The 12,160-nt window shown below is 72.6% G+C and carries 8 protein-coding genes; all 8 read left to right on the forward strand.

Annotated elements, in window-relative coordinates; genetic code table 11:
* Positions 1–15: 15 nt before the first annotated feature.
* The 8 genes from OG562_RS14765 to OG562_RS14800 all read left to right on the forward strand — a co-directional run bounded on the left by OG562_RS14765 (position 16) and on the right by OG562_RS14800 (position 12,153).
* Complete coding sequence (locus OG562_RS14765; protein WP_266409267.1) at positions 16–1,281, forward strand: 6-phospho-beta-glucosidase; 1,266 nt, start codon at positions 16–18, stop codon at positions 1,279–1,281.
* Entirely contained in the window at positions 1,272–2,246 is a 975-nt protein-coding gene (locus OG562_RS14770; protein WP_266397516.1) for an N-acetylglucosamine kinase, read from the forward strand. Before OG562_RS14765 ends, OG562_RS14770 begins: the two co-directional genes overlap by 10 nt.
* Before the next feature lie 224 nt (positions 2,247–2,470).
* Complete coding sequence (locus OG562_RS14775) at positions 2,471–3,847, forward strand: hypothetical protein (RefSeq protein WP_266397518.1); 1,377 nt, start codon at positions 2,471–2,473, stop codon at positions 3,845–3,847.
* Between the two features lie 14 nt (positions 3,848–3,861).
* Complete coding sequence (locus tag OG562_RS14780) at positions 3,862–4,911, forward strand: glutamate ABC transporter substrate-binding protein (protein ID WP_266397519.1); 1,050 nt, start codon at positions 3,862–3,864, stop codon at positions 4,909–4,911.
* 71 nt (positions 4,912–4,982) lie between these two features.
* A complete protein-coding gene (locus OG562_RS14785; protein ID WP_266397520.1) occupies positions 4,983–6,326 on the forward strand; it encodes a hypothetical protein in 1,344 nt (447 codons plus the stop codon).
* Between the two features lie 2 nt (positions 6,327–6,328).
* Complete coding sequence (locus tag OG562_RS14790) at positions 6,329–9,022, forward strand: serine/threonine-protein kinase (protein WP_266397521.1); 2,694 nt, start codon at positions 6,329–6,331, stop codon at positions 9,020–9,022.
* Complete coding sequence (locus tag OG562_RS14795; protein ID WP_266397522.1) at positions 9,023–10,642, forward strand: PP2C family serine/threonine-protein phosphatase; 1,620 nt, start codon at positions 9,023–9,025, stop codon at positions 10,640–10,642. It abuts the gene before it with no gap.
* 164 nt (positions 10,643–10,806) lie between these two features.
* Entirely contained in the window at positions 10,807–12,153 is a 1,347-nt protein-coding gene (locus OG562_RS14800; protein ID WP_266397523.1) for a VWA domain-containing protein, read from the forward strand.
* The last annotated feature ends 7 nt before the right edge of the window (positions 12,154–12,160 follow it).

The following is a 12,160-nucleotide window of genomic DNA, read 5'->3' on the forward strand; positions in this document are numbered from 1 at the left end:
CCAGACATGCAGTCAATGAAACTCACCGTGGTCGGCGGAGGATCGACCTACACCCCCGAACTCATCGACGGCTTCGCCCGGCTGCGGGACACGCTCCCGGTGGAGGAGCTCGTCCTCGTCGACCCGGCGGCCGAACGCCTGGAGCTGGTCGGCGGCCTGGCCCGACGCATCTTCGCCAAGCAGGACCACCCCGGCCGCATCGTCACGACCTCCGACCTGGACGCGGCCGTGGACGGCGCCGACGCCGTCCTGCTCCAACTCCGCATCGGCGGCCAGACGGCACGCCAACAGGACGAGACCTGGCCGCTGGAGTGCGGCTGCGTCGGCCAGGAGACCACCGGCGCGGGCGGCCTGGCCAAGGCCCTGCGCACGGTCCCGGTGGTCCTGGACATCGCCGAACGCGTCCGCCGCGCCAACCCCGACGCCTGGATCGTCGACTTCACCAACCCGGTCGGCATCGTCACCCGCGCCCTGCTGCAACACGGCCACAAGGCGGTCGGCCTGTGCAACGTGGCGATCGGCCTCCAGCGGAAGTTCGCCGGCCTGCTGGGCGTCACACCCGCCGACGTCCACCTGGACCACGTGGGCCTCAACCACCTCACCTGGGAGACCGCGGTACGGCTGGGCGGCCCCGAGGGCGAGGACGTCCTGCCCCGCCTGCTGGCCGACCACGGCGACGCCGTCGCCGCCGACCTACGTCTGCCCCGCCCGCTCCTGGACCGCCTGGGCGTGGTCCCGTCGTACTACCTGCGCTACTACTACGCCCACGACGAGGTCGTACGGGAACTGCGGACCAAGCCGTCACGGGCCGCCGAAGTGGCCGCCATGGAACGCGAACTGCTGACCATGTACGGCGATCCGACGCTGGACGAGAAGCCCGCGCTGCTCGCCAAGCGCGGCGGCGCGTACTACTCGGAGGCGGCCGTGGACCTGGCGGCGGCCCTGCTGACCGGCTCCGGCAGCCCGTACCAGGTCGTGAACACGCGGAACAGCGGCACGCTTCCCTTCCTCCCCGACGACGCGGTGATCGAGGTCCAGGCGGCCGTCGGCCCGAAGGGCCCCACCCCGCTGCCCGTCGAGCCCGTAGACCCCCTGTACTCGGGCCTGATGGCCAACGTGACGGCGTACGAGGACCTCGCCCTGGCGGCGGCGCTGCACGGCGGCCGCGACCGGGTCTACAAGGCCCTCCTCGCCCACCCCCTGATCGGCCAGTACGAATACGCCGAGCAGCTGACCGACCGACTGATCGCACACAACCGGGAGCATCTCGCGTGGGCCTGACGGCAAGTGTCCTCGCCATCGACGCGGGCAACAGCAAGACCGACGTCGCCGTGGTGGCCGCCGACGGGGAGGTCCTGGCGACCGCCCGCGGCGGCGGCTTCCGCCCGCCGGCCGTGGGGGTCGAGGCGGCGGTGGACGACCTCGCGGACACCGTCACGCGCGCGTACACCGCGGCCGGCGTCACCTCGGTGGCCCATGTCTCGGCCTGCCTCGCCAACGCCGACCTGCCCGTGGAGGAGGAACAACTGGCGGCGGCCCTGCACACACGCGCGTGGGGCACGTCCGTGGACGTCCGCAACGACACCTTCGCGATCCTGCGGGCCGGCGTCGCCGACCCCCGGGGCGTGGCCGTCGTCTGCGGGGCGGGCATCAACTGCGTCGGCATGCGCCCCGACGGCCGCACCGCCCGCTTCCCGGCCCTGGGCCGCCTCTCCGGCGACTGGGGCGGCGGCTGGGGCCTGGCCGAGGAGGCGATCTGGCACGCGGCACGAGCGGCCGACGGCAGAGGCGGCCCGACCGCCCTCTCCCACACCCTCCCGGCCCACTTCGGCCTCCCCACCATGTACGCCCTGATAGAAGCCCTGCACTTCGAGCACATCCCCCCCGCCCGCCGCCACGAGCTGACCCCCGTCCTCTTCGCCACGGCGACCGAAGGCGACCTTGTGGCCCGCACGATCGTCGCCCGCCTCGCCGAGGAGGTCGCGACCATGGCCGTGGTCGCCCTGACCCGCCTGGACCTCCTGGAGGAGGAAGCACCCGTGCTGCTGGGAGGAGGAGTCCTCACGGCGGGCCACGGGCAACTGGACGACGGCGTACGGGAGCTGCTCACGGCGCGAGCGCCGAAGGCGGTGGTGAGTGTGGTGCGCGCACGCCCCGTGCTGGGGGCTGCGTTGCTGGGCCTGGACCGGTTGGAGGCGGGACCGGAGGCACAGGGAAGACTCCGGGCACATTTCAACGAGGGCTGAGCATCCGTACGTCGAAGGGCGCGGGGCTGCATCGACATGCGGCTCCGCCGCGTGGGCGCGACCAGCCACAACGCTCCCGCGGCGAAGGAACCGAACACACGCTCACGGCGTTCTCATGGACAGGGGTGACTGCGATCTGATCAAGATCCAGTGAAGGCCGGTACACATTGCCGGTCCCGCCAGCAATACTGACGGCGGGAGATGACCATGGGGGAGGTCGAAACGTGGCACATCCGGCACCGACTGTCACCGCACAGCCGCCGGCACCGGCACCGCGCCGCACGGCATTCGCCGAAGGCCTGGACAAAGCCCGCGCCGCCGCGACGACCGAACCCGGCCGCCTCCGCGTCATCGGCGCGATCCTCGCCCTCCTGGTCATCGCGTTCGGCGCGGTGACGGCCTGGCAGACGAGCGACAGGGCCGCCGCCGCGGACGACGTGCTGCACAAGAGCCAGCCGCTCAGCACCGCCGCCGCCGACATCTACCGCGCCCTCGCCGACGCCAACACGGCCGCCTCCAGCGGCTTCCTGGCGGGCGGCCAGGAGACGCCCGAGGCCCGGCAGCGCTACGAGCAGGACATCGACGAGGCCGCCGCCAAGCTCGTCACCGCGGCCAACAACGCCGACCCCGGCTCCTCCTCCACCGGGTACATCACCAAGCTGAACAAGCTGCTGCCCGAGTACAAGGGCCTGGTGGAGCGCGCGCGGACGTACAACCGGCAGGGCTTCCCGGTCGGCGGCGCGTATCTGCGGTACGCGAACGAGAAGATGCAGGTCGAGATGCTCCCGGCCGCCGAGGATCTCTACCAGAACGAGAACCAGCGGCTCGAGGACGACTACGCCGACGCCACGCCCTATCCATGGGCGGCGATCGCGCTGGGCGTCCTCGCGCTGGCCGGCCTGGCCTATGCCCAGCACCGCAACTACCGCCGTACGAACCGGGTGCTGAACCACGGCCTGGTCGCCGCGACGGCGGCCGCCACCGTCGTCCTGTTGTGGCTGGTCGTCGGGCACAGCGTGGCCCGCGCGGGGCTGAACGACTCCTACGACCACGGCGTCCGCTCGTTGACCGTCCTGCACGACGCCCGGATCGCGTCCCTGAAGGCGCGCGGCAACGAGAACCTGACGCTGGTGTCGCGCGGCGCCGAGACCGTGAAGGTGACGGCGGACGGCGAAGAGGTGACGCTCGACAAGTACGACCACGAGTTCGCCACGGACATGAACACCCTCGGCAAGGGCCTCGCCGAGGCGGCGAAGCTCGCCGACGACCAGTCGGGCGAGAAGCCGGTCGCGTCGGCCGAGAGCAACATGGCGGAGTGGAAGAAGCGCCACACCGCGGCCCGCGCGCAGGACGACAACGGCAACTACGAGCAGGCGCTGGCCCTGGTCATCGGCGGCAAGGACGCGACGGGCGCGTGCTTCGACAACGTCGACGACAATCTGGCGGACGCCCTCGCGCACGAGCAGACCGAGTTCAAGCAGGCGGCCGGGGACGGTCTGGACGCGATGGCCGGACTGCCGATCGGCGCCGCCGCCCTCGCCGTCCTGGGCGCGGCGGGCGCGGTGCTCGGCATCGGCCGCAGGCTGTCGGAGTACCGGTGAGAGGGGGCGTGACGATGCGTACGCGACGAGTGCGGGCCGGGCTGACGGTCTTGCGGGCCGGGCTGAGGGGCTGGGGCGGAGTCGGCGCGATGGCGGCCGTGTGCGCCCTCGCGCTGGCGTTCGCGCTGCTGCTGCCGTGGACCCAGTCCTCCGGGGACGGCGGTCCGGCGCCGGGCGGCCAGGGCGTCGCCGAGGGCAGTCCGGCGGCCGACGCCGCGTGCAAGGACCCGGAGAAGCAGACGCTGTCGCCGTCCGCCGCGGACGGTCCGACGATCGCCGCGATCAAGGCCCGGCAGGGCGAGAAGCGCAAGCTGATCGTCGGCGTCGACCAGAACAGCTACCGCTGGGGCTACCGCGACCCGAACAACGTCGGCGCGGAGCTGGAGGGCTTCGACATCGACCTGGTGCACCGGATAGCCCAGGACATCCTCGGCGACCCCGACGCGGTGCAGTTCAAGGCCATCCCGACCAACCAGCGCATCCCGGCCATCCAGGAGGGCCGGGTCGACATGGTGGTGCGCACGATGACGATCGCGTGCACCCGGCTGGGCGAAGTCGCGTTCTCCGCGCCCTACTTCAAGACGGGCCAGCAGGTCCTCGCCCCCAAGTCCTCGACGATCACCGGCTACAACTCCACGCTGGCGAAGAAGAAGGTCTGCACGGCGAGCGGCTCGACCGCCAACACCAAGCTGACCGACGACCAGAAGGCCGGCACGCTCGCCGCCAGCGTCGACATCGCCGGCACCGTCCCCAACCAGCTCGACTGTCTGGTCCGGTTGCAGCTCGGCGAGGCCGACGCGGTGGTCACCGACGGCGCGCTCGCGGCGAGCCAGGCCGCCCAGGATCCGACGGTCGAGCTCAAGGGCGCGCCGTTCACGACCGAGTACTACGGCGTGGCGATGAAGAAGGACGCCGACGACCTGGTACGCCGGGTCAACCGGATACTGGTCGAGTACCGCGCGAGCGGCTGGCAGACCTCGTACGACAAGTGGCTGTCGGCCACACTGGGCGCGGACGCGGCGACGTCGAAGCCGCCCGCGCCGCAGTACCTGCGCACGAGCTGACGTACGGACCGACGAAGCACAGGACCGAGCAACGACCGACAGCGGACACACACGGCAGCGAGAGGTGATCGATGGGCGTCACGGGACCCCCCGGGCCGGTGATGGACCGGGACGAGGTCGACCGTGCGCTGGCGCGGCTCGGCGCGGAGCACGAGGCGATCGAGACCTCGCTCCTCGCCCTGCAGGACCACGCGGGCCGCCGGCTCCTCGAAGGCGCCGAGCTGACGGGCGTCACCAGGGAGCGCTGGGCGTCCGCGGAGGCGTCGATCACCCTGCTGTGGGCGTACTTCGACGCGTACACGGACGCGTTGCGCGGCGCCCGCGACATCCGCTCGCGCCGCCGCTGGTCCAGCCGCGAGGACCTGGTGGAGCTGACCGAGCTGCTGCGCGGCGAGTCCGTCACGGTCGCCGGCTCGATCGCCGGCTCGGCCAGCGCCACGGCCTACGCGCCCACCCTGCACGGCACGGCCGCGGCCAAGCTCAGCCAGAGCTTCTCCCTCACCGCCCTCGTCGACCGGATGAACGAGCTGTACGCCTCGTCGCTGGACATGGTCGTCGCCGCCGACGCGGTGTGGTCGGCGCTGCCCGCGCGGATCGATTTACTGGCCGCGGAGCTCCAGCGCACCCGCCAGCTCGCGCACTCCGTGGGCGTACGCCCGGGCGAGCACCCGGCGGGCGACGACCTGGAGCGCATCACGCGCACCCTCACCGTCCTGCGCGAGCAGGTGATCTCGGACCCGCTCGCGCACTGGGTGCGCGCGCAGGGCAGTTCGGCGCCGGGCGGCGGCCGCCCCGACACCACGGTGTACGACCGTGAGGCGCGCGCCCTGGAGGACGTGCGCCGGGAGATCGACGCCGTGCTGACGGTCCGCCAGGACGCCGAGAAGCGGCTGGTCCGGCTGCGGGACGTACTCAGCCGCGCGGACCGCACGCTGGCCGAGGCGCGCACCGCGCGCGGCGAGGTGCTCGCGAAGATCGCCGCGACGGAGGTGCCGGTCGTCAGCGGTCCGCCGACCGTGCTGCAGGAGCAGCTGGCGACGGCCGCCGAGTACCGCAGACACGCCCAGTGGCACCGTCTGTCCCCGCTCCTGGAGTCCCTGGAGCAGAAGGCGGACGACGAACTGCTGCGCGCCCGCGAGTCGTTGACCGCGGTCACCCAGCCGCTGGCGGTCCGCGCGGAGCTGCGCGGCCGCCTCGACGCCTACAAGGCGAAGGTCGCCCGGCACGGGCTCGCCGAGGACCCGTTCCTCATCGAGCGCTACGACGCGGCGCGCCGCATGCTGTGGAGCGCGCCGTGCGATCTGCGCGTCGCCGAACAGGCCGTCCTGCGCTATCAGCGTGCGGCCGCCGAGCAGTTGGCCGCCCCGCGCGTGCCCGAGCAGGGCGGACCCGAGGACCACAGGGGGGAGCGGTAGCCATGAGTCAGGCAGGACAGTCGTGTCAGCGGCCGGGCTGCGAGGGGTCGTACGAGGACATGGGCGGCGGCGAGCTGTACTGCGACACCTGCGGTCTGGCCCCGGTCGTCTCGGCGGGCGGCCTGGTCGGCTCGCCCGCGACCGGGGTGACGGGCGGCAGGAGCTCCAAGGGCTCTTCCAGCAGCGGCAGTTCACGCTCCAGCGCCCGCTCCGCCCGCAGCTCCCGTACGACGTCGCAGTCGTCGAAGTCGCGTCGCTCGGTGTCGGGACGCCTCTCGCGCTCGCTGTCCGGCAGGTCCACCGGGCGCTCGGTGTCGGTGCGCAGCTCCGGCTCCACGGCCGGCTCCTCGGGGCGGGCCCGGCTCGGCGTCGGACTGGTCACGGTGCCGCAGGTGCCGCGCCCCGACCCGCGCGCGATGGTCCTGGAGAACCCGGAGGTGCCCGAGCGCAAGCGGTTCTGCTCGCGTTCCGACTGCGGTGCGCCGGTAGGCCGTTCGCGCGGTGAGCGGGAGGGTCGTACGGAGGGCTTCTGCACCAAGTGCGGGCACCCGTACTCCTTCGTGCCGAAGCTGAAGGCCGGCGACGTCGTGCACGGCCAGTACGAGACGGTGGGCTGTCTGGCGCACGGCGGACTCGGCTGGGTCTATCTCGCCGTCGACAAGGCGGTCTCCGACCGGTGGGTGGTCCTCAAGGGCCTCCTGGACACCGGCGACCAGGACGCGATGGCCGCCGCGATCTCCGAGCGGCGCTTCCTCGCCGAGATCGAGCACTCCAACATCGTGCGGATCTACAACTTCGTCGAGCACCTCGACCAGCGCACCGGTTCGCTCGACGGCTACATCGTCATGGAGTACGTCGGCGGCAAGTCGCTCAAGGAGATCGCCAACGACCGCCGCACCCCCGACGGGAAGCGGGACCCGCTGCCCGTGGAGCAGGCGTGCGCGTACGGCATCGAGGCCCTGGAGGCCCTCGGCCATCTGCACAGCCGCAACCTGCTCTACTGCGACTTCAAGGTCGACAACGCGATCCAGACCGAGGACCAGCTCAAGCTGATCGACATGGGCGCGGTGCGCAGGATGGACGACGACGAGTCGGCCATCTACGGCACGGTCGGCTACCAGGCCCCGGAGGTCGCCGAGGTCGGCCCGTCGGTGGCCTCCGACCTGTACACGGTCGGGCGCACGCTCGCCGTCATGACCTTCGACTTCCAGGGCTACACGACCGTCTTCGCCGACTCGCTGCCCGACCCCGACCACATCGAGGTCTTCCGCCAGTACGAGTCCTTCTACCGCCTCCTGGTCCGCGCCACCGACCCCGACCCGGCCCGCCGGTTCGCCTCCGCACAGGAGATGGCGGAGCAGCTGACGGGCGTGCTGCGGGAGGTCGTCTCGCTGCAGTCCGGACGGGCCCGGCCGGCCCTGTCCACGCTGTTCGGCCCCGAGGTGAAGGTCACGGACGCGGAGCTGTTCCCGAAGCTGGACGGGGAGGTGTCGCGGCTGGGGGCGCGGGTCGTCAGAAGCCGTCGGCTCCCCGGGCGTTCCGGGACCTCGGTGACTTCCGGGACCTCGGGGACCTCCGGGGCGGTCCTGGCTCTGGGCAGCGCGCTTCCGGGCGGCGCCACGGTCGTCGTACCCGCCCAGTCCGGGCCCGGCGGCAGGGTCGCCGGGGCGGCGGGCCCGGGCAGCACGGTGCCGGGAACTCCCCTGCCGGGCGTGGGCGGCGCGCTCCCCGGCCCGGCGGCCGTCGTCGTGCCCGGGCTGGTCAAGACCGTCCCCGCGCCGGCCGCCGCACTCGCGCTGCCGGTCCCGCACGTCGACCCGACCGACCCCAACGCGGGCTTCCTCGCGGGCCTGTTGGCCTCCGCCCCGACGGAGCTGATCTCGGCCCTCACGTCCGCGCCCGCGCCGTCGGTGGAGACCCGGCTGCGCCAGGTCCGCGCCTGGCTGGAGAACGGCGACCACGCCGCCGCCCTCACGTCCCTCCAGAAGCTGGAGGACGAACGGCCCGACGACTGGCGCGTCGTCTGGTACCGAGCCGTGGCCGGACTGGTCACCGGCGACCACGAGGGCGCCGCGCTCGGCTTCGACGCGATCTACGACGCCTTCCCCGGCGAGCCCACGCCCAAGCTGGCGCTCGGCCTGTGCGCGGAGGTGCTGGGCCAGTTGGACAACGCCGCCGAGTACTACCGCCTGGTGTGGTCCACCGACCCGAGCTTCGTGAGCTCCGCGTTCGGTCTGGCCCGCGTCCAGCTCGCGGCGGGCGACCGCGCCGGGGCCGTACGGACGCTGGAGTCGGTGCCGGAGTCCTCCATCCACTACACCGCGGCCCGCGTCGCGGCGGTCCGCGCCCGCCTCCGGCAACGCACGGCGACCGCCTCCGACGTACCCTTCCTGGAAGACCTCACCGCCTCGGCGGCGCAGGTCGAGGCGCTGGACGCGTACGGTCTCGACCCGACGCGGCGCGAGCAGTTGTCCGCGGAAGTCCTCGGCTGCGCGCTGGACTGGATACTCTCCGGTGGCCACAGCACGGGACCGGACGCCCGGAGACCGCTGCTCGGCAGCGAACTGGACGAGCGGGGGCTCCGCTTCGGCCTGGAGCGCTCGTACCGCACGCTCGCCCGACTGGCGACCGGCGGTGAGGAGAGGATCGACCTGGTGGAACGTGCCAATCGTTACCGCCCCCGGACGTGGGTGTAGTTGATGTCGCAGATGCCCCGGCAGGCCGCCCTGCCGACGTGTCCGAGCTGCGCGGAGCCGCTCGATGCGGGTGACCGTTTCTGCGGAGCGTGCGGATACGACCTGTCCGCCGTCCCGCCCCGCCCGGACGACCACCCGACCCTCACGATGAACGGCACCACCCCGCCGACCCCACCGCGGGGCACAGCGGTGAGCGGTACGGGCGTGTGGGCGGCCGATGTGAGCGGTGTGGCCGGCGTGAGTGGTGTTGCTGGTGTTGCCAGCGTGGCCGGTACGGCCGGTGTGACCGGTGCGGTCGGGCCGAGCGGTGCGGCCGGCGTGACCGGTGCGGCTGGTTCGGCTGGCGTGCCTCGTGCTGCTGGTGCGTCCGGTGCAGCCGGTGTGTCTGGTGCGTCCGCTGCGGCTGGTGTTCCTGGTGTGGCCGCTGCGGCTCTGCCGCCACACGGCTCCCTGCCGCCGTCCGGTGGCTCCGGATCGACGCCGCCTCCACCGCCGCCTCCCCCGGGCTCTCCGATCCCGCCGTCCTCCGGTCACGGGTCACACCTGCCCCCGCCGCCCCCCGGGGCTCCGGTCCCGCCCTCCGCCGGCTCTCCCGTCCCCCCGGCCTCCGGGGTGCGGTTCGACCGGCCCTCGGAGCCCGAGGAGTACCCCCTCCAGGCGCCGGACCCCCGGGTGGCCGCCGAGGCCGCCGCGGTGGCCGAGACCGCCAAGGTGTGCGTGGCCTGCCGTGCGGGCCGGGTGGACGACGACGGGTACTGCGAGAACTGCGGACACGCCCAGCCGCGCGAACGCGACCACATGGAGCAGGAGTCGGGGCCGATGGCCGCCGTCAGCGACCGCGGTCTGCGCCACCACCGCAACGAGGACGCCTTCGGCCTCGGCTGCGCCGCCCTACCCGACGGCTCCCCCGCGCTCGTGGCGATCGTCTGCGACGGCGTGTCCTCCGCGACCCGGCCCGACGCCGCCTCCCTCGCCGCGTCGAAGGCGGCGAGCGAGTCGCTGCTGGCCGCTCTGCCGCAGGGCACGCACCCGCAGCAGGCCATGCACGACGCGATCTTCGCCGCCTCGCATGCCGTCAACGCGCTCGCCGACGAGCCCGCCACGGCCCGCGAGCACACCCCCCACCAGAACGCCCCCGCCTGCACGATCGTGGGCTCGGTCGTCACCCCGGGACTGCTGGTCGTCGGCTGGGTCGGCGACAGCCGCGCCTACTGGGTCCCGGCCGACCGCAGTTCGCCCCCGGCCCGGCTCACCGAGGACGACTCCTGGGCCGCCCAGATGGTCGCCGCGGGCCTGATGAGCGAGGCCGAGGCGTACGCCGACGAGCGCGCCCACGCGATCACCGGCTGGCTCGGCGCGGACGCCTACGAACTGGAGCCGCACACCGCCTCGTTCAAACCGGACCGGCCGGGTGTGGTCGTGGTGTGCACCGACGGACTGTGGAACTACGCGGAGGGGGCCGAGGAGATGGCCGAGGCGGTCCCGCTCGACGCCGCCGCACGTCCCCTGCACGGCGCTCAGGTCCTCGTCGGTCACGCCCTCGACGGTGGGGGCCACGACAACGTAACAGTGGCCGTCCTGCCGTTCCCCGCCCCCGTGCAGGGGGCAGGATCGGCCTGAAGGCCGCAAACAGTCGCACACCGTGCGCGGCGCACCGCACCGCGCACGGCGCACAACGGGGAAACACCGATCACAACGGGGAAGCACCGACGGGCCGGAGGGGACCGGTCCGTCCACCGTCATCGCCTCACCACGGTGGGGTTCCGAGGGGGATTTGAGCAGTCATGGCCAATTTCTCGAAGTCGAACGTGCCGCAGTTCTCGATGGACGTCTACCAGAACGAGTACCTGCCGGAAGGCGGCCGCGAGGTCAGCGCGATCGTCACGGTCTCCGCCACCGGCGGCGGCACGGTCGGCAGCGCGGTCGCCTCGCCGCATCTGTACTCGACGAGCCAGGGCCCGTCCGCCGCCGTGGCGATCATGGTCGACTGTTCGGGCTCGATGGACTACCCGGCGACCAAGATGCGCAACGCCCGCGACGCCACGGCCGCCGCCGTCGACACCCTGCGCGACGGCGTGCACTTCGCGCTGATCGGCGGCACGCACATCGCCAAGGAGGTCTATCCGGGCGGCGGGCGGCTCGCGGTCGCCGACGCAGCCACCCGCGACCAGGCCAAGCAGGCCCTGCGCCGGCTCAGCGCGGGCGGCGGCACGGCGATCGGCACCTGGCTGCGGCTGGCCGACCGGCTGCTGTCCACCGCCGACGTCGCCATCCGGCACGGCATCCTGCTCACCGACGGCCGCAACGAGCACGAGGCGCCGCAGGACCTCAAGGCCGCCCTGGACGACTGCGCCGGACGTTTCACCTGTGACGCCCGTGGTGTGGGCACCGACTGGGAAGTGAAAGAAGTCACAGGGATCGCGTCCGCCCTGCTCGGCACCGCCGACATCGTCGCCGACCCGGCCGGCCTCGCCGCCGACTTCACGCAGATGATGGAGACGGCGATGGGCAAGGAGGTCGCCGACGTCGCCCTGCGGCTGTGGACCCCGGTCGGCACGACGATCAAGTTCGTCAAGCAGGTCGCGCCGACGGTCGAGGAGCTGACCGACCGCCGTACGGAGGCGGGTCCGCGCGCGGGCGACTACCCCACCGGTTCCTGGGGCGACGAGTCCCGCGACTACCACGTGTGCGTCGAGGTCCCGGCAGCGAGCGTCGGCCAGGAGATGCTGGCCGCGCGCGTGTCCCTGGTCATCCCACAGCCGGACGGGACGGTGCAGAACCTGGGCACGCCGGGTCTCGTACGTGCCGTGTGGACGGACGACATGGCCGCCTCGACGTCGATCAACCCCCAGGTCGCCCACTACACCGGCCAGGCGGAACTGGCACAAGTCATCCAGCAAGGGCTGGATCTCCGCAAAGCGGGCGATATGGATGGAGCAACGGCCAAACTGGGCCGGGCCGTTCAGCTCGCGAGCGCCTCGGGGAACGGAGATACTGCGAAACTGCTTGCGAAGGTGGTGGACGTGGTCGACGCCACGACAGGTACTGTGCGACTGAAGGCGAAGGTCGCGGAGGCCGACGAGATGACGCTCGAGACCCGGTCCACAAAGACTGTTCGTGTAAAGAAGTGACCCGAAC

This window comes from Streptomyces sp. NBC_01275 (genome assembly GCF_026340655.1).
In the GTDB taxonomy this organism is placed as follows: Bacteria; Actinomycetota; Actinomycetes; order Streptomycetales; family Streptomycetaceae; genus Streptomyces.

What these genes read in the sequence shown, in the direction of transcription:
- OG562_RS14765 (WP_266409267.1), top strand. Translation starts at nt 16, where the DNA reads ATGAAACTCACCGTGGTCGGCGGAGGATCGACCTACACCCCCGAACTC.
- OG562_RS14785 (WP_266397520.1), top strand. Translation starts at nt 4,983, where the DNA reads ATGGGCGTCACGGGACCCCCCGGGCCGGTGATGGACCGGGACGAGGTC.
- OG562_RS14790 (WP_266397521.1), top strand. Translation starts at nt 6,329, where the DNA reads ATGAGTCAGGCAGGACAGTCGTGTCAGCGGCCGGGCTGCGAGGGGTCG.
- OG562_RS14800 (WP_266397523.1), top strand. Translation starts at nt 10,807, where the DNA reads ATGGCCAATTTCTCGAAGTCGAACGTGCCGCAGTTCTCGATGGACGTC.
- OG562_RS14780 (WP_266397519.1), top strand. Translation starts at nt 3,862, where the DNA reads ATGCGTACGCGACGAGTGCGGGCCGGGCTGACGGTCTTGCGGGCCGGG.